Consider the following 16,964-nt stretch of genomic DNA (forward strand, 5'->3'; position numbering starts at 1 on the left):
CGCCCATGGGATAATCGTATTATGGTCCCAAGAGATCCACCCACCCCCCCCCCCCCCCCCCCCCCCCCCCCCCCGCCGTCGTCGTAGGGAGCGGAGCGCGCGTACGGACGCGACTACGCGAGGTCGGCGGCCTCGACCTCTTCCCGGGTGATCCCGAGCAGGTACAGCACCGCGTCGAGGAACGGCACGTTCACGGCGGTGTCCGCGGCCTCGCGGACCACCGGCTTGGCACAGAAGGCCACGCCCAGCCCGGCCGCGTTCAGCATGTCCAGGTCGTTCGCGCCGTCGCCGATGGCCACGGTCTGGGCCAGCGGCACCCCGGCCTCCGCGGCGAAGCGCCGCAGCAGCCGCGCCTTGCCCGCGCGGTCCACGATCTCGCCCGTGACCCGGCCGGTCAGCTTGCCGTCCTCGACCTCCAGCGTGTTGGCCGCGGCGAAGTCCAGGCCGAGCCGCTCGCGCAGGTCGTCGGTCACCTGGGTGAACCCGCCGGAGACCACGCCCACCTGGTAGCCCAGCCGCTTCAGCGTGCGGATCAGGGTCCGGGCGCCCGGGGTGAGCCGGACCTCCGCGCGGACCTTGTCCACGACCGAGACGTCCAGGCCCGCCAGCAGGGCCACGCGGGCGTGCAGCGACTGCTCGAAGTCCAGCTCACCGCGCATCGCCTGCTCGGTGACGGCGGCGACCTTGTCCTCGCAGCCCGCGTGCGCGGCGAAGAGCTCGATCACCTCGTCCTGGATGAGGGTCGAGTCCACGTCCATGACGACCAGCCGCTGGGCCCGGCGGTGCAGACCGGCCGATACGACGGCCACGTCCACCCCGATGTGCTTGGCGGCCAGGGCCAGCGAGGTGCGCAGGGGCTCCGTCTCGGTGCCGGAGACGGCGAATTCGACGGCGGTGACGGGGTACTTGGCCAGGCGGAAGATGCGGTCGATGTTGCCGCCGGTCGCCGTGATCCGGGCGGCGATGGCCGCCGTGGACTCGGAGGTCAGCGGATTGCCGAGCACGGTGACGTGGGAACGACCGCTACCGCGCGGCCGGTTGTCGCCCGTACCGGAGATGATCTCGGCCTGCAGCTTGAGCGAGTCGGCCCAGCTGTGCACGGTGGCGCGCAGGTCGCCCTCACCGCCCACCTCGGGCCGGGTGACGAGGGCGCACAGGACGATGCGGCCACGGGTGACGACCTGCTCGATGTCGACGACATCGACGGAGTAGGCGGCGAGGGTGTCGAACAGCCCGGCGGTGATCCCGGGACGGTCCTTGCCGAAGATCTTGACGAGGAGGGTGGGGACGTCGGAGGTCTGCGAAGCGCTCATGGTGACCTCACCGTATCTTCCCCGGTCCCGTAGGTGATCCCCCGTCCCGCCCAGCGGACGCCGTGCCGCTCAGCGCGGCGGCGCACTGGGCGGCGGCCCCGGCGGCGCCGGAGGCGTGAACGGCCGCCGCCGCCGCACAGGCACCCCCGCAACCGTCTCATCCCCGGCCTGCCCCGGGCTCCCCGCCGAGGAGTCCCGATACGGGTTGGGCCGCCCGCGCACCGGCCCAGACAACGCGGAGGGCACATAGGGTCCGTAATCCCGATAAAAGTCACCAACCGGCCCAAACCCACCCCCGCCAATTCCAGCCCCGCCGCCACCAGCCGGCCCGATTCCGGCCCCGCCAATTCCAGCCCCGCCGCCACCGGCCGGCCCGATTCCGGCCCCGCCAATTCCAGCCCCGCCGGCGTTTGAGGCGCCGCCGGAGGCCCCACGGTCCGCACCGTCCCCCGGCACCGCACCCCCCTCGTCGCCCCCGCCGGCACCGGCCGACCCAAATCCAACCCCGCCGGCATCCGAGGCACCGCCAGAGGCACCGCGGCCGGCCCCCCGGACCACCACCGCCCCCACCCCACCCGCCACCACCCCCCACACCCCACCCAGCACCACCGCGACCGCCACATCCCCCCGCAGCCCCACCCCGGCCCCCACCGCATCCACCCCCAGCACCGCCAACGACGCATCCACCGACACCCCCGTCAGCCACACCAGCACCCCCAGCGCCACCCCGACCACCGCCCCCAGCCGCACCGCGCACCCCACCACCCCGCGCCCGGGAGTCCGTACGGCCGCCAGCGTCCCCGCGTACAGCAGCAGCAGCGCCACACCCACCACCAGCAGCCACACCCGCTGGTCGTACTCCGCCAGCCGCCCCACCGTCACCACCCGGGACCCCGACCCCGCCCCCGGGACCCCGAACAACCGGTCCACCGGATCCGGCAGCAGCCGCCCCGCGTCCCCGCTCACCCGCCCGTCGAACGGCACGAAGAGCCCCAGCAGCACCCCGACCCAGGCCCCGTTCGGCGCCCCCAGCAGCGCCGCCCCCAGCACCCGGCCCGGATGCGCGTCCCCCACCGCCGCCCACACCGCGGCGCCCAGCCCGGCCGCCACCGCCACCAGCACCATCGCCAGCACCGCCGACACCGCGGGCCGCAGCCGGGCGAGGACCGCCGGCCCGCGTCGCGAAGCCAGCAGCGCCACCGCGAGCACCCCGCACACCCACACCGCCGCGCCCCCCAGCGTCGGCCCGGTCTCCACCGCGAAGCCCACCCGGGCCCGGGCCCCGATCAGGTCCCCGACCCGGTCGGGCAGCAGCCCGCCGACGTCCCCGATCCCCGGGATCACCACCTTGGCCGGAGTCCGCGGCAGCAACGCCCCGTCCAGGGTGACCACATCGTGTCCGAACCACCCGAGCGCACCCGCCGTCGCGACCAGGAGGCCGGCCACCAGGGCGGCCCGCGCACCGAGTTCGGCGGGCCCCGCGCCCACCCGCAGCGAGCGCAGGAAGAAGAAGCCGAGCACCAGCGCCCCGGCCAGCGCCACCCCGAGCGGCATGACGTCCAGGCCGGTCCGCGCCCCCGCCCCGGCCACGCCGAAGACCGACACGTCCCCGGTCGGGGTGACCGAACCGCCCATCGCCAGCACCACCACGGCGGCCGTCATCGCCCCGAGCGAGCCGCCCGCCGCGTCCGCGCCGAGCAGGTGCAGCCCGAGCGCGGCGACCCCGACCATCACGATCAGGGACCAACCGACGGCGGCCACGGCGGACAGAACCGCCTCGCCCCAACGCATCCGGTGCATGGGCGGACCCCCGATCCCCGTCCCCTATGTGGGCTCTTACCACTCTCGGGCGGATTTCCGACCCCGTCAACGGGCCTCCGTAGGGCCGCGCTACGGCCTCGTAGACGGTTTCGGCGCAGCCCGGATTCCCCTTGTGGCCCCGGGCCTGAAATAGTTCCCCCGGATGTTCGCCATCCCTAGACTCCCTGACGTCAGGGGGATCCTCGGGGGACAAAAAGTGGGGCTGGAGTGCCGGAACACGTACTGGAATTGAATGGCAGGACCTGGACGCTCGATCCGTCCAGGTCGTACTCCCTGGGGCGCGACCCCCAGGGTGACGTGGCGATCGATGACGCCAGGGTGTCGTGGCGCCACGCCACCATCAGCTGGAACGGACGGGGTTGGGGGATCGAGGACCACGGCAGCACCAACGGCACCTATGTGCACGGTGCCCGGGTCCAGCAGACCGAGTTGGTGCCCGGAACGCCGGTGCACCTCGGCAACGCGCAGGACGGGCCGCGGCTGAATCTCACCGTCGCCGCGGTGGCGGCCGCCCCGCAGCCGGCCGCCGCCCACCAGGCGCCGGCCCAGCAGCAGGCGTGGCAGCAGCCCGCCCCGCAGCAGCAGGCGTACCAGCAGCCGCCGCAGCAGCAGGCGGCCCCGCAGTACCAGCCGCCGCAGCAGCCGCACGTCCCGCAGCAGCAGGGCGCACCGCAGCAGCAGCCCGGCGGCCAGGGCTACAGCGACCGCAGCCCGACCACGTTCCACCACCTGGAACTGGGCCACGTCATGCGCATCGGCCGCGCGCTGGAGAACGAGCTGGTCGTCTCCGACCTCCAGGTCTCCCGCCTGCACGCGGAGTTCCGCTCGATGCCGGGCGGCCGCTTCGAGATCCACGACCTCGGCAGCCACAACGGCACCTACGTCAACGGCCAGCCGCTGGCGAAGTCCGGGACGGCGCTGCTCGGTCCCAACGACATCGTCGGCGTGGGCCACTCCACCTTCCGGATCGTCGGCGACCGCCTCGAAGAGTTCGTCGACACCGGTGACGTCTCCTTCTCGGCCCGCCACCTCACGGTCACGGTCGACGGCGGCAAGCAGATCCTCAAGGACGTCACCTTCGGCGTCCCGGAGAAGTCGCTGATCGGTGTCATCGGCCCCTCCGGCTCCGGCAAGTCCACCCTGCTCAAGGCGCTCACCGGCTACCGGCCCGCCGACCAGGGCGACGTGCTCTACGACAACCGCAACCTGTACAAGCAGTTCGCGGAGCTCCGCCAGCGCATCGGCCTGGTCCCGCAGGACGACATCCTGCACAAGGAGCTGAAGGTCAGCACGGCCCTCAAGTACGCGGCCAAGCTCCGCTTCCCCGGCGACACCGCCGAGTCCGAGCGCGCCGCCCGCATCGACGAGGTGCTGCGCGAGCTCAAGCTCGACATCCACAAGGACAAGAAGATCACTTCGCTGTCCGGTGGTCAGCGCAAGCGCGTGTCCGTGGCCCTGGAGCTGCTGACCAAGCCGTCCCTGATCTTCTTGGACGAGCCCACCTCCGGCCTCGACCCGGGCATGGACCGCGACGTCATGCAGCTGCTGCGCGGCCTCGCCGACGACGGCCGCACCGTCCTGGTCGTCACCCACTCGGTCGCCGAGCTGGCCATCTGCGACAAGCTGCTGGTCATGGCACCGGGCGGATCGGTCGCGTACTTCGGCCCGCCGGACGAGGCGCTGAACTTCTTCGGCTACACCACCTGGGCCGACGTGTTCTCCGCCTTCGAGAACTACCGCGACTACGACTGGGCCGGCCGCTGGAAGGGCTCGCAGCACTTCCAGCTCTACGCCGCCGACATCGACGCCGTCGCCCCGCAGTCGGTCGCGATGCCGCCCGCGCAGCAGATGCGCCCGCCCAAGCCGCAGGGCTACGGCTCGCAGCTGTGGACGCTGATCCGCCGCTACACCTCGGTCATCGCCTCGGACAAGGGCTTCATCGGCCTGATGCTGATCCTGCCCGCGGTCCTGGGCGTGGTCTCCACGGTCATCCCGGCCACCTTCGGCCTCGCGCCCCCGACCCCGCCGTCGAACTTCAACGGCGACGCGGGCACGATCATGCTGATCCTCTGCGTCGGCATGTGCTTCTCGGGCGCCGCGAACTCGGTCCGTGAGCTGATCAAGGAACGGGTGATCTACGAGCGCGAGCGCGCCACCGGCCTGTCCCGGTCGGCGTACCTGATGTCCAAGGTGATCGTCCTCGGCGTCATCACGGCCATCCAGGGCGTGGTCATCTGCGCGATCGGCTTCATCCCGCGCGACCTGCCCACCGAGGGCCTGCTCATGCCGCCGGCCGTCGAGCTGTGCCTGTCCGTCACGGCGCTGGGCTTCACCTCGATGATGTTCGGCCTGGTGATCTCCTCGCTGGTGAAGACCGCCGAGAAGACCATGCCGCTGCTGGTCATGTTCGCGATCGTCCAGGTCGTGTTCACCGGCATCCTCTTCAAGGTCTACGACTCCGTGGGCCTGGAGCAGGTCGCCTGGCTGATGCCCTCCCGCTGGGCCATCGCGGCCGCCGGCACCACGTTGAACCTCGGCAAGCTCATGCCGCCGTGGGACCGCGACAACCCCACCAACACCGACCCGCTGTGGGACCACTCGGTCGGCCAGTGGGGCCTGAACATCACCATCCTGCTGCTCATCGGCATCGCCTGCGGCTTCGCGGTGGCGCGCCTGCTGCGCCGCCACGAGCCCGAGGTCATGCGCAAGTAACCCGCACGCGCGGCGCGACCCGCACGCACGAACGCCACAGGGCGGCACCCGGAACTCCGGGGGCCGCCCTGTGGCGCATGGGGGCTTGGGGTGACGTCAATGGCCGAGCGGGGCTCAGTAGGCGCTGTTGACGTTGTCGATCGAGCCGTAGCGGTCGGCGGCGTAGTTGGCCGCGGCGACGATGTTGGCGACCGGGTGGTACTGGTCGAGCGGGGTGCCGGCCACGTGGTACGCCAGGAAGGTCGGGCGGATGACCTGGAGCAGACCCATCGAGGGGATGCCGTTCTTGGCGTTGATGTCCCAGTTGTTGATCGCGCGCGGGTTGCCGCTGGACTCGCGCATGATGTTCTTGTAGAGCCCGTTGTACGAGCCCGGAATGTTGTTCGCCTTCATGATCGCGAGCGACTCCTTGATCCATCCGTCAAGGTTGTTCGCGTACATGGGCTTGCGCGCGGCGGAGCGGCTCGCGGCTTCCTTGTCCGCGCGCTCCTTCTTCGCCGCCGCGTCGGCCTTGGCCTTCGCCGCGTCCTTGGCCTGCTTGTCCGCGACGACCTGCTGCGCGGTGAGGTGCTGCTGCAGGGTCTTCGCCTGCGCGCCGTCCACGGCCTGGGTCCACGCCACGGGGGCGGCGACGACCGTCTCGGTGGCCCCGCTCGTTCCGGCCGGAACGAGGGAGAACGCGAGGGCCGCGGCGCCGAGGGTGGCGACACCGGCGATCGACAGCTTGTGGCCCTTGGTCAGACGACTGTGGCCGGGGGTGCTGGTCTCGGACATGCGTGAGCAACCTCTTCGAATAGCGGGGGCCGCAGGAAAGCGCCGCGGCGGTGTTGATCCGCGGCGCTGTGCGACGGGAGCCATTGTTAGCGGCGGCAAAATCCTGTGGCAAAGGTGTGACATACGAAGCGCGATAGTGGATCAGGGGCGCCGACCGCGACCCGCCGTCGGACCCCAGAGCCACTCCCATCAGCCCTGACAGGACCTTTATCTGTCCACTAGGCAGCTTCGTAAGTGATCTGCGTCCTATGTGCGGGCTCACATCGAGCGGGTAACGGTCTCACCGTGCGTTGCGCAAGCAATGCGCATGGTGAGCGTTCTCCTCCTTGAGTCGGACACCGGGCACCCGGATCCTCCTGCGCGAGGCAGACGGACCCCCGCTCCCCGCCCTCCTCCGGACGTACGGCGCCCCGCCCCCGGCATGACCGGCGCCCACCCGCGGACCTAGGTCGTGCACGCCGGCCCTAGGGCGTCTCTTTCGGATCTTGCCGGGCCCGCGACGCCTGGCACCGAGCCTGGCCGCACTGCCGGGGCGACCGAGTACGTCCAGTACACGAGCGCCCCGGCAGCACGGCCATCCACGGCACCAGACGCCGCGGGCTCGACCGACAAGATCCGAAAGAGACGCCCTAGGTCTCGGGCCCGATTCCGCAGGTCACGGCCGCGAGTACGGTGACCCCATGCGCAACGGACCCGACGGAACCCGCACCGGGCTGGCCGCGGTGAGCACCGCACTGCTCGCCATGAGCCGGCACCTGGAGGTCCGCGACGTGCTCAAGACGATCGTCGTCTCGGCCCGCGAGCTCCTCGACGCCGAGTACGCCGCCCTCGGCGTCCCGGACGACCACGGCGGTTTCGCCCAGTTCGTCGTGGACGGCATCAGCGAGGAGCAGTGGCGCCGCATCGGCCCGCTGCCCCGCCAGCACGGCATCCTCGCGGCGATGCTCCACCAGGACACCCCCGAGCGGCTGGCCGACGTGCGCCGGGACCCGCGCTTCGGCGGCTGGCCCGCGGCCCACCCCGACATGTCCGACTTCCTCGGCCTGCCGATCCGCGACGGCGAGGAGACCCTCGGCGCCCTCTTCCTCGCCAACAAGCGCGGCGCCCGCCCCGACGGCGGCCCGGACGCCCGCCCCGCGGAAGAAGGGGGCGGCTTCACGGAAGAGGACGAGTCCCTCCTCGGCATCCTCGCCCAGCACGCGGCCATCGCCCTGACCAACGCCCGCCTCTACGAACGCAGCCGCGAGCTGACCATCGCCGAGGAACGCTCCCGGCTCGCCCACGAGCTGCACGACGCCGTCAGCCAGAAGCTCTTCTCGCTGCGCCTCACCGCCCAGGCCGCCACCGCCCTGATGGACCGCGACCCCGCCCGGGCGAAGGAGGAGCTGCACCAGGTCGCCGCCCTCGCCGCGGAGGCCGCCGACGAGCTGCGGGCCGCCGTCGTGGAGCTGCGCCCCACCGCCCTCGACGAGGACGGCCTCGTCGCGACCCTGCGCAACCAGGTCAAGGTCCTGGACCGTGCCCACGGCGCCCACGTCACCTTCCTCTGCGACGGCGTGCGCGCCCTGCCCGCCTCCCAGGAGGAGGCGCTCCTGCGGGTCTCCCAGGAGGCCCTCCACAACGCCCTGCGCCACTCCGGCGCCGACCGGGTCGCCGTCACCCTGACCCGCACCCCCGGCGGCGGGGCGCTGCTGAAGATCGTCGACACCGGCACCGGCTTCGACCCCCGGGCCGTCCACAAGGCCGGCCGCCACCTCGGCCTGGTCTCCATGCGCGACCGGGCGAGCGGCGCCGGCGGCCGCCTCACCGTCCAATCGGTGCCCGGCGCGGGCACCACGATCGAAATGGAGGTGCCCGGTGGCTGACACGCCGGCCCGTACGGCCCGTACCGCCCCCATCAAGGTGCTGCTCGTCGACGACCACCAGGTCGTCCGGCGCGGCCTGCGCACGTTCCTGGAGGTACAGGACGACATCGAGGTGGTCGGGGAGGCCGCCGACGGCGCGGAGGGAGCCGCCCGGGCCGAGGAGCTGCGGCCCGACGTGATCCTCATGGACATCAAGATGCCCGGCGCCGACGGCCTCGACGCCCTGCGCCGGCTGCGCGAGCTGGCGAACCCCGCCCGGGTCCTGATCGTCACCAGCTTCACCGAGCAGCGCACCGTGGTCCCCGCCCTGCGCGCGGGCGCCGCCGGTTACGTCTACAAGGACATCGACCCCGACGCGCTGGCCGGAGCCATCCGCTCCGTCCACGCCGGGCACGTCCTGCTCCAGCCGGAGGTCGCCGAGGCGCTGCTCTCCCAGGACGAGCAGGGCTCGACCCCGGGCCGCGGCGGATCGCTGACCGACCGGGAGCGCGAGGTCCTCGGGCACATCGCCGACGGCCGCTCGAACCGGGAGATCGCGCGGGCCCTCGTCCTCTCCGAGAAGACGGTCAAGACGCACGTGTCCAACATCCTGATGAAGCTGGACGTCGCCGACCGCACGCAGGCGGCGTTGTGGGCGGTCAGGCACGGGATCGCCGATTGACCGGCCGGATCCGACCGTCCCGCTTCCGGACTGAGATTCATACGGTCGGGTGTATGTCGCCCACATGGCGTATCCCGATCGCCGACGGACCCGTTCTCCAGGGCGTGCCGCGGCGGCTCGCCGCGGCAGACGTACTGGAGGACGAGAACGTGAAGAACATCAAGAAGGCCGCAGCCGTCACCATGATCGCGGGTGGCCTCGTCGCCGTCGGCGCCGGTGTCTCCTCGGCGCACGGCGGTGCGTCCGCGGAGGGCGAGGCCCTGAACTCGCCCGGCGTGGCCTCCGGGAACCTGCTCCAGGTCCCCGTACACGTCCCCGTGAACGCGGTCGGCAACACCGTGAACGTCATCGGCCTGCTGAACGGCGCCTTCGGCAACACCGGCGTCAACAACTAACGCCCCCGCGTACCGCGGCCCCCCTTCCCCCTCTCTCTCCCCGGGGAAGCGGGGGCCCCGGCACGCCAAGGCCGCCGGGGCTCACCCCCGCTCCCGTTCCTCCACGTACGCGTTGTACGCCGCCACCTGGGCCCGCCGGGCCACCCGCTCCACCGGCCGCAGGGCCTCCGTGCGCGCGGCCATCTCGGAGGCGGCCACCGCCCCGCCGTGCCCCCGCTCGTACGCCAGGGACACCAGCAGGGCGATCCGTTGCGCCAGCGACAGCACCCGCACCGCCCGCGGCGGATAGCCCGGGGCCAGCACCTCCCGGCCCGCCTCCGCCCGCGCCCGGTACGCCGACATCGCCGCCTCGGCCACCGGCCCCGAGGCCGCCACGTCCAGCCGGGTCAGCACGACCGTCGCCTCCCGCAGCGCCTCCGCCAGCTCCCGCTCCGCCTCGCCCAGCGAGGGCACGTCCGCGGGCGGGGCCTCCCGCACCGGCAGGCAGTGCCACACCACCTCGACGTGCACGTCGCCCGCGGGCCCGGCCTCCGTCACCTCCGGTACGAGCCCCAGCGCCGCACCGACGGCGACCACGGCCTCCTCGGCCTCCAGCGCCCGCGCGTTGAAATCCGGCGGGCCGCTCAGGCCCAGCGGATGCCCCGGCGCGGGCAGTGCCACGCGCAGGCCGGTGACCCCCATGGCCCGCAGCCGCCCGAGCGCGAGCGTCAGCCCGACCGGGCCGCCCTCGCCCGGCAGCCCCGCCACCCGGTGCACGGCATCCGTACCGACGATCGACAAGACGGCGTCGTCGGGCGAGACGAGGCCGGCCAACAACGAGTTCCCCCAGGCGGCCAGCCGCCCTGAACGTGGTTCCACAAGCATCCCCCCACCTTAGTAACCCGCCCCCGGAACCGGTCGGGCTCGGCCTGGCGACCGCGGCCCCCTCCGAGTGGCGTAGGTTTTCCCCTGGGGCTGCGCCTACAGGCGCACAAGAGAACCGACACTGCAAGGGGAGACAACACGCTCATGAGCGACGTTCTGGAACTGGTGGACGTATCCGTGGTCCGCGAGGGCCGCGCTCTGGTGGACCAGGTCTCCTGGTCGGTCAAGGAGGGGGAGCGCTGGGCGATCCTCGGCCCCAACGGCGCCGGGAAGACGACCCTGCTCAATGTCGCCTCCAGCTACCTCTTCCCGAGCAGCGGCAGCGCCACCATCCTCGGCAGCACCCTCGGCAAGGTCAACGTCTTCGACCTGCGCCCGCGCATCGGCGTCGCCGGCATCGCGATGGCCGACAAGCTCCCCAAGCGCCAGACCGTCCTGGAGACCGTGCTCACCGCCGCCTACGGCATGACCGCGACCTGGCAGGAGGAGTACGAGGACATCGACGAGCAGCGCGCCCGCGCCTTCCTCGACCGCCTCGGGATGACGGACTACCTCGACCGGAAGTTCGGCACCCTCTCCGAGGGCGAGCGCAAGCGCACCCTGATCGCCCGCGCCCTGATGACCGACCCCGAGCTGCTGCTCCTCGACGAGCCCGCCGCCGGCCTGGACCTCGGTGGCCGCGAGGACCTCGTCCGCCGCCTCGGCCGCCTCGCGCGCGACCCGCTGGCCCCCTCCATGATCATGGTCACGCACCACGTCGAGGAGATCGCCCCCGGCTTCACGCACGTCCTCCTGATCCGCCAGGGCAAGGTCGTCACCGCCGGTCCCATCGACCTCGAACTGACCTCCCGCAACCTCTCCCTCTGCTTCGGCCTGCCGCTGCTCGTCGAGCGCAACGAGAACGACCGCTGGACCGCCCAGGGCCTGCCGCTCCGCTGAGCCCCGTCCCCGCGCACCCTGTCCGGACCGCGCCCACCCGACCTACCATGACCATGTGACCAACATCGACGCATGGGTGTGGTGGCTCGTCGGCGCGGTCGGGCTGGGGATCCCCCTGGTCGTCACCGCGATGCCGGAGTTCGGCATGTTCGCCGTCGGCGCGATCGCCGCGGCGGTCACGGCCGCACTCGGCGGGGGAGTGGCCGTACAGCTCCTGGTCTTCGCCGTCGTCTCGGTGGCGCTGATCGCCGTGGTCCGCCCGATCGCCAACAGGCACCGCGACCAACGACCCCAACACCGCAGCGGCATCGACGCGTTGAGGGGTCGCAGCGCCGTCGTCACGGAACGGGTCGACGGCAGCGGCGGCCGGATCAAGCTCGCCGGGGAGATCTGGTCCGCCCGCACCCTGGACGCGGACAGCAGTTTCGAACCCGGACAGCAGGTCGACGTCGTGGAGATCGACGGGGCGACCGCCGTCGTCATGTGACGTCATGTGACCAAGCACCCGACTCGCGGGCCCCCGGTCTGCGAGACTCCGCTCAACGGGGCAGCACAGACAGCCGGAAGGGCACGGGGAACCGCATGCAACCGATCATCATCGTCCTGATCATTCTGGTGATCCTCGTCTTCATCGCACTGGTCAAGACGATCCAGGTGATCCCGCAAGCCAGTGCGGCCATCGTCGAACGGTTCGGGCGCTACACCCGCACCCTCAACGCGGGCCTGAACATCGTCGTCCCGTTCATCGACTCGATCCGCAACCGGATCGACCTCCGCGAACAGGTCGTCCCCTTCCCGCCGCAGCCGGTGATCACCCAGGACAACCTGGTCGTCAACATCGACACGGTCATCTACTACCAGGTGACCGACGCCCGCGCCGCGACGTACGAGGTGGCCAGCTACATCCAGGCCATCGAGCAGCTCACCGTCACCACCCTGCGCAACATCATCGGCGGCATGGACCTGGAGCGGACCCTCACCTCCCGCGAGGAGATCAACGCGGCCCTGCGCGGCGTGCTCGACGAGGCCACCGGCAAGTGGGGCATCCGCGTCAACCGCGTCGAGCTGAAGGCGATCGAGCCGCCGACCTCCATCCAGGACTCGATGGAGAAGCAGATGCGCGCCGACCGCGACAAGCGCGCCGCGATCCTCCAGGCCGAAGGTGTCCGCCAGTCCGAGATCCTGCGCGCCGAGGGCGAGAAGCAGTCCTCGATCCTGCGCGCCGAAGGTGACGCCAAGGCCGCCGCGCTCCGGGCCGAGGGCGAGGCCCAGGCGATCCGTACGGTCTTCGAGTCCATCCACGCCGGAGACCCGGACCAGAAGCTCCTGGCCTACCAGTACCTCCAGATGCTCCCGAAGATCGCCGAGGGCGATGCCAACAAGCTCTGGATCGTCCCCAGCGAGATCGGCGACGCCCTCAAGGGGCTCAGCGGAGCCATCGGCAACTTCGGCCCCATGGGCGGCGGTTCCAACGGCCTGCACCGCAAGGACGAGCAGCCGGCCGCCCCCGACCGCCGCGAACAGCCCCCGATCGACTAGGACTCACCCTCCCTCGTGCATGATCGGTCCGGCCCCTCGACCTTCACGGCGGGGAGGCGACCCACTCATGCAAGGGGGATGGCGTTGTCCATCTGGGAAGCACTCGCGATCTTCGCGGCCGGCATCGGCGCCGGCACGATCAACACCATCGTCGGTTCGGGCACCCTGATCACCTTCCCGGTGCTCCTGGCCACCGGCCTGTCACCGGTCACCGCCAACGTCTCCAACACGCTCGGCCTGGTGCCCGGTTCGATCAGCGGAGCCATCGGCTACCGCAAGGAGCTCAAGGGGCAGGGCGGTCGGATCCTGCGCCTGGGCGCCGTGTCCCTCGTCGGCGGGCTCGCGGGGGCCGTCCTGCTCCTGAACCTGCCGTCCGACTCCTTCGACACGATCGTGCCCGTCCTGATCGGACTGGCCCTCGTCCTGGTCGTCCTCCAACCGCGGATCGCCGCCTCCGTGCGCCGACGCCAGGAAGCCGCCGGAGGCGAGGGAACGCACCCCGACGGCGGTCCGGTCCTGCTGACCGGAATGCTGCTCTCCAGCGCCTACGGCGGCTACTTCGGTGCCGCCCAGGGCGTGCTCTACCTCGGCCTGATGGGCTCGCTGCTCCGCGAGGACATGCAGCGGGTCAATGCCGTCAAGAACATCGTCGCGGCGTTGGTCAACGGCATCGCGGCGGTGTTCTTCCTCTTCGTCGCCGCATTCGACTGGACGGCCGTCCTGCTCATCGCGGTCGGCTCCACGCTCGGCGGACAGATCGGCGCCAAGGTCGGCCGCAGGCTCCCGCCGACCGCCCTGCGAGCCCTCATCGTCGTGGTCGGGCTCGTGGCCATCGTCCAGCTACTGCTCCGCTGAGCGACGTAGGAAATCTACGCATCGAGACGTAGATCCTGCGTACGCCCAGCGGGCAGCGGACGTCATCCGGCTACGCGATCCGCTCCAGCCACTCGGGCAGCTCCTCCCGGATGCCCGCCCCCATGGCCAGCAGCATCGCGTCCGCCGGAGACGGCACGAAGGGCCTGCGGAGCAACGGCATCCCCGCCTCCTCCGGAGTCCGGGCCGCTTTGCGGTGGTTGTCCACGGCGCAGGAGGCCACCGTGTTCAACCAGGTGTCGCCACCACCCTGAGCCCTCGGCACCACGTGGTCCACGGTGGTCGCACGCTTCCCGCAGTAAGCGCACCGGTGCTGGTCACGCGCCAGCACACCCCGCCGTGACCAGGGAGCATGTCTTCGGAAGGGCACCCTGACGTACCTGCACAGCCGGATCACCCGGGGCATCGGAAGGTCCATCGTGGCGCCGCGCACACGGAGTTCGGGATGCGACTGTTCGACGACGGCCTTGTCCTGAAGGACCAGGACCACCGCCCGGTTCAGCGTCACCGTCGACAGCGGCTCGAAGCTCGCATTCAGCACCAGCGTGTCCCGCATCTCGCCCACCTCCCGTGTGCAGGCCCGCGACCACCCTGGCGACGGGGCCCGGAACCACTCTGGCCGCGCCCGCCACCGGGGACAACGCAATAAAAATGCCCGGTCCTGGCCGTCTTTAGACCAGGACCGGGCAAACGCTAGGAGAACTCAGCCCGCCGGGGCCTCGAACTCGGTGACCAACTGGGCCCGCCCCAGCGTGTGGAAGCGCAGGTTGAACCCGATCACGGCGGGCGAGACGTCCGCGTCCGGCCCCAGCTTCTCGGTGTCCACCGCGTACACGGTGAACACGTACCGGTGGCGCTCCCCGGCCGGCGGCGCCGCCCCGCCGAAGTCACGGGTGCCGTAGTCGTTGCGCACGTGCACGGCCCCGGCCGGCAGCCCCGGGAAGGAACCGCTGCCCGCCCCGGCCGGCAGCTCGGTGACCGACGCCGGCAGATCGAAGAGCACCCAGTGCCAGAACCCGCTGCCCGTCGGAGCGTCCGGGTCGAAGCAGGTCACCGCGAAGCTCTTCGTCCCCTCCGGGAACCCCTCCCACCGCAGCTGCGGCGAGAGGTTCCCGCCCGCCAGCACCTGCGCGTCGCCGAGGTCCGCCCCCGGCGCGAGGTCACTGCTCTCGACGGTGAAGGCGTGCACCTCGGGGTGGAAGGCGTGCGGAAGGGGCGCTCTGCTCTGGTCGGACACTGCTCAACCTCCGTTGACGGAACCCGTACGTCGTCGTACGGAAAAGAGCCTAGAACCAGTTGCGCTGCGAACCGACGGAAGCGATCCACTGGTTGAGGTAACCCGCCCAGTCCGTCCCCTGGTAGGACTGCAGCCCGACCTGGAAGCAGCGGTAGGTGTCGCTGCCCTCGGAGAACAGCCCCGGCTTCTTGTCCATCTCCAGCACGACGTCCATCTCGTGGCCGTCGGCGACGAAGGTCAGCTCGACCTGGTTCAGCCCCCGGTACTGCGACGGCGGCAGGAACTCGATCTCCTGGTAGAACGGCAGCGTCTGCCGGGTCCCGCGGATGTGCCCGCGCTCCATGTCCGCGCTGCGGAAACGGAAGCCGAGCTGCCCGAAGGCGTCCAACAGCGCCTGCTGCGCCGGCAGCGGGTGCACGTTGATCGGGTCCAGGTCACCCGCGTCGACCGCCCGCGCGATCTCCAGCTCGGTGCTCACCCCGATGTTCATCCCGTGCAGGTGCTGACCCCCGAAGTGGGTCACCGGGGTCTCCCACGGAACCTCCAGGCTGAACGGCACCACGTGCAGCGCGCCCGCCTGCACCTGGAAGGCGCCCCCGAGCCGCTGCTTGGTGAAGACGATGTCCTGCTTCAGCTCCTGGTCGCCGCTCTCCACCTCGACCCGTGCCTGGAGGCCGATGTTCAGCCCCTCGATCTGCTGCTCCACGGACCCGCCCTGGATGCGGACCTCGCCCTGGACCACCCCACCGGGCACCACGTTCGGCTCGGTGATGATCGTGTCCACCGAAGCACCACCGGCACCCAGGCTCGCGAGCAGCTTCCTGAACCCCATGTTCCTGACTCCCCTTGAAGACGTGCACTGCACGGACGTACCCCTACACACGCGGAACCCTAAGGCCCGGTCGCCGCGGCAGGCGTTCCACTACGCTCGACCGGATGAGCGCGCGCCCCGACCGTACGCCCCTGACCCGGGCCTTCTTCGACCGCCCGGCACTGACCGTGGCCCCGGACCTCCTGGGCCGCACCCTGGTCCGCCGAGCCCCAGAGGGGCCGATGGAACTGCGGATCACGGAGGTGGAGGCGTACGAGGGGGAGGACGACCCCGGCTCCCACGCCTACCGCGGCCGCACCGCGCGCAACGCGTCGATGTTCGGTCCACCCGGACACGCGTACGTCTACTTCATCTACGGCATGTGGTTCAGCCTCAACCTGGTGTGCGGGCCGGCGGACCGCGCGAGCGGTGTCCTGCTCCGAGCCGGCGAGATCACCGTGGGCACCGAGCTGGCCCGCAAACGTCGACTCTCGGCCAAAGCCGACAAGGAACTGGCCAAAGGCCCGGCCCGGCTCGCGACCGCCCTGGCCGTCGACCGCTCCTTGGACGGCGTCGACCTCTGCACGGGCGGGGCCGCCCCCTTGTCCGTCCTCGCGGGCACGCCCGTGGATTCCGACCTGGTCAGCACCGGCCCCCGCACCGGAGTGGGCGGCGCCGGCGCGGAGCATCCGTACCGGTTCTGGATCACCCGGGACCCCACGGTGAGCCCGTACCGAGCCCATGCGCCACGCCGCCGCTCAACTTGACTCACTCCTGGCCGACGCCTAACGTAGCCCGAGCCGCTTGATACGGAGCACTGCTTCTGCAGCCCTCCGGAGGCGGCCAACCCACTACTGCGATCACCCTGACGGGGCTGAATTCGGCATGCCTGAATTCAAACCGGCGGCTCGATTATGAGCCACCAGGGAAAACCGCTAACGTAGTGGACACGCCGAAAGGCAAGGCCCCCAACGGCCACCGAATTCGAATTCAACTCCGGTAAACGGAGCGGGAAAAGAATCTGGTAGAGTTGGAATCGCCGGAAAGGGAAACGCGAAAGCGAAGACCTGGAAAGCGAAAAGCAGGATCCCGCTTCGACCGGGAATCGGACACGAAAGAGTCTGATAGAGTCGGAAACGAAGAACGAAGCCCGGAGGAAA

The 16,964-nt window shown here is 71.2% G+C and carries 16 protein-coding genes; 9 read left to right on the forward strand and 7 right to left on the reverse strand.

Annotated elements, in window-relative coordinates:
• Window positions 1-113: 113 nt before the first annotated feature.
• Together serB and ACZ4UB_RS39000 are read right to left on the reverse strand one after the other, a co-directional pair.
• A complete protein-coding gene (gene serB / locus ACZ4UB_RS38995; protein ID WP_468077958.1) occupies window positions 114-1,313 on the reverse strand; it encodes a phosphoserine phosphatase SerB in 1,200 nt (399 codons plus the stop codon).
• Window positions 1,314-1,382: 69 nt separating this feature from the next.
• The gene (locus ACZ4UB_RS39000) at window positions 1,383-3,113 is read right to left on the reverse strand and encodes a streptophobe family protein (protein WP_468077960.1); all 1,731 of its coding nucleotides are present in this window, start codon (window positions 3,111-3,113) and stop codon (window positions 1,383-1,385) included.
• Window positions 3,114-3,341: 228 nt separating this feature from the next.
• Between ACZ4UB_RS39000 and ACZ4UB_RS39005 the strand changes: the two genes are divergently transcribed.
• On the forward strand, window positions 3,342-5,846 hold the full coding sequence (locus tag ACZ4UB_RS39005) for an ABC transporter ATP-binding protein/permease (RefSeq protein ID WP_468077962.1): 2,505 nt from the start codon (window positions 3,342-3,344) through the stop codon (window positions 5,844-5,846).
• A 114-nt stretch (window positions 5,847-5,960) separates the two neighbouring features.
• On the opposite strand, the gene ACZ4UB_RS39010 is transcribed toward ACZ4UB_RS39005, so the two are convergent.
• Window positions 5,961-6,620: a transglycosylase SLT domain-containing protein gene (locus ACZ4UB_RS39010; RefSeq protein WP_354382292.1), complete on the reverse strand. Its 660-nt coding sequence runs from the start codon at window positions 6,618-6,620 to the stop codon at window positions 5,961-5,963.
• Window positions 6,621-7,300: 680 nt separating this feature from the next.
• On the opposite strand from ACZ4UB_RS39010, the gene ACZ4UB_RS39015 reads away from it, so the two are divergent.
• The 3 genes from ACZ4UB_RS39015 to ACZ4UB_RS39025 all read left to right on the forward strand — a co-directional run bounded on the left by ACZ4UB_RS39015 (window position 7,301) and on the right by ACZ4UB_RS39025 (window position 9,541).
• A complete protein-coding gene (locus ACZ4UB_RS39015; protein ID WP_468077965.1) occupies window positions 7,301-8,485 on the forward strand; it encodes a GAF domain-containing sensor histidine kinase in 1,185 nt (394 codons plus the stop codon).
• Complete coding sequence (locus tag ACZ4UB_RS39020) at window positions 8,478-9,146, forward strand: response regulator (protein ID WP_468077967.1); 669 nt, start codon at window positions 8,478-8,480, stop codon at window positions 9,144-9,146. Before ACZ4UB_RS39015 ends, ACZ4UB_RS39020 begins: the two co-directional genes overlap by 8 nt.
• Before the next feature lie 149 nt (window positions 9,147-9,295).
• Window positions 9,296-9,541, forward strand: coding sequence for a chaplin (locus ACZ4UB_RS39025; protein ID WP_354382313.1), 246 nt, complete (start codon window positions 9,296-9,298; stop codon window positions 9,539-9,541).
• An 81-nt stretch (window positions 9,542-9,622) separates the two neighbouring features.
• Here the strand turns inward: ACZ4UB_RS39025 and ACZ4UB_RS39030 are convergent, their stop codons facing one another.
• A complete protein-coding gene (locus ACZ4UB_RS39030) occupies window positions 9,623-10,405 on the reverse strand; it encodes a hypothetical protein (RefSeq protein WP_468077969.1) in 783 nt (260 codons plus the stop codon).
• A gap of 144 nt (window positions 10,406-10,549) precedes the next feature.
• Between ACZ4UB_RS39030 and ACZ4UB_RS39035 the strand changes: the two genes are divergently transcribed.
• From ACZ4UB_RS39035 to ACZ4UB_RS39050, 4 genes are all read left to right on the forward strand, one after another.
• Window positions 10,550-11,344 (forward strand): ABC transporter ATP-binding protein, encoded by a 795-nt coding sequence (locus ACZ4UB_RS39035; protein WP_354382296.1) that lies wholly within the window; start codon window positions 10,550-10,552, stop codon window positions 11,342-11,344.
• Between the two features lie 55 nt (window positions 11,345-11,399).
• The gene (locus ACZ4UB_RS39040) at window positions 11,400-11,831 is read left to right on the forward strand and encodes an NfeD family protein (RefSeq protein ID WP_468077972.1); all 432 of its coding nucleotides are present in this window, start codon (window positions 11,400-11,402) and stop codon (window positions 11,829-11,831) included.
• Window positions 11,832-11,926: 95 nt separating this feature from the next.
• A complete protein-coding gene (locus tag ACZ4UB_RS39045) occupies window positions 11,927-12,883 on the forward strand; it encodes an SPFH domain-containing protein (RefSeq protein WP_351049571.1) in 957 nt (318 codons plus the stop codon).
• Window positions 12,884-12,961: 78 nt separating this feature from the next.
• Window positions 12,962-13,738 (forward strand): sulfite exporter TauE/SafE family protein, encoded by a 777-nt coding sequence (locus ACZ4UB_RS39050; RefSeq protein ID WP_468077974.1) that lies wholly within the window; start codon window positions 12,962-12,964, stop codon window positions 13,736-13,738.
• Between the two features lie 70 nt (window positions 13,739-13,808).
• Here the strand turns inward: ACZ4UB_RS39050 and ACZ4UB_RS39055 are convergent, their stop codons facing one another.
• The 3 genes from ACZ4UB_RS39055 to ACZ4UB_RS39065 all read right to left on the reverse strand — a co-directional run bounded on the left by ACZ4UB_RS39055 (window position 13,809) and on the right by ACZ4UB_RS39065 (window position 15,825).
• Window positions 13,809-14,312 (reverse strand): HNH endonuclease, encoded by a 504-nt coding sequence (locus tag ACZ4UB_RS39055; protein WP_354382299.1) that lies wholly within the window; start codon window positions 14,310-14,312, stop codon window positions 13,809-13,811.
• A gap of 147 nt (window positions 14,313-14,459) precedes the next feature.
• Window positions 14,460-14,993, reverse strand: coding sequence for a YbhB/YbcL family Raf kinase inhibitor-like protein (locus tag ACZ4UB_RS39060; RefSeq protein WP_468077977.1), 534 nt, complete (start codon window positions 14,991-14,993; stop codon window positions 14,460-14,462).
• 49 nt (window positions 14,994-15,042) lie between these two features.
• A complete protein-coding gene (locus ACZ4UB_RS39065; protein WP_354382301.1) occupies window positions 15,043-15,825 on the reverse strand; it encodes a sporulation protein in 783 nt (260 codons plus the stop codon).
• 104 nt (window positions 15,826-15,929) lie between these two features.
• On the opposite strand from ACZ4UB_RS39065, the gene ACZ4UB_RS39070 reads away from it, so the two are divergent.
• Window positions 15,930-16,571: a DNA-3-methyladenine glycosylase gene (locus ACZ4UB_RS39070; protein ID WP_468077979.1), complete on the forward strand. Its 642-nt coding sequence runs from the start codon at window positions 15,930-15,932 to the stop codon at window positions 16,569-16,571.
• Window positions 16,572-16,964 lie beyond the last annotated feature (393 nt).

The organism is Streptomyces sp. NPDC028419, from assembly GCF_055565515.1.

Coding starts and splice junctions, on each gene's coding strand:
- serB (WP_468077958.1), bottom strand. CDS start 1,313: ATGAGCGCTTCGCAGACCTCCGACGTCCCCACCCTCCTCGTCAAGATC.
- ACZ4UB_RS39000 (WP_468077960.1), bottom strand. CDS start 3,113: ATGCACCGGATGCGTTGGGGCGAGGCGGTTCTGTCCGCCGTGGCCGCC.
- ACZ4UB_RS39010 (WP_354382292.1), bottom strand. CDS start 6,620: ATGTCCGAGACCAGCACCCCCGGCCACAGTCGTCTGACCAAGGGCCAC.
- ACZ4UB_RS39015 (WP_468077965.1), top strand. CDS start 7,301: ATGCGCAACGGACCCGACGGAACCCGCACCGGGCTGGCCGCGGTGAGC.
- ACZ4UB_RS39030 (WP_468077969.1), bottom strand. CDS start 10,405: ATGCTTGTGGAACCACGTTCAGGGCGGCTGGCCGCCTGGGGGAACTCG.
- ACZ4UB_RS39035 (WP_354382296.1), top strand. CDS start 10,550: ATGAGCGACGTTCTGGAACTGGTGGACGTATCCGTGGTCCGCGAGGGC.
- ACZ4UB_RS39045 (WP_351049571.1), top strand. CDS start 11,927: ATGCAACCGATCATCATCGTCCTGATCATTCTGGTGATCCTCGTCTTC.
- ACZ4UB_RS39050 (WP_468077974.1), top strand. CDS start 12,962: ATGGCGTTGTCCATCTGGGAAGCACTCGCGATCTTCGCGGCCGGCATC.
- ACZ4UB_RS39055 (WP_354382299.1), bottom strand. CDS start 14,312: ATGCGGGACACGCTGGTGCTGAATGCGAGCTTCGAGCCGCTGTCGACG.
- ACZ4UB_RS39065 (WP_354382301.1), bottom strand. CDS start 15,825: ATGGGGTTCAGGAAGCTGCTCGCGAGCCTGGGTGCCGGTGGTGCTTCG.
- ACZ4UB_RS39070 (WP_468077979.1), top strand. CDS start 15,930: ATGAGCGCGCGCCCCGACCGTACGCCCCTGACCCGGGCCTTCTTCGAC.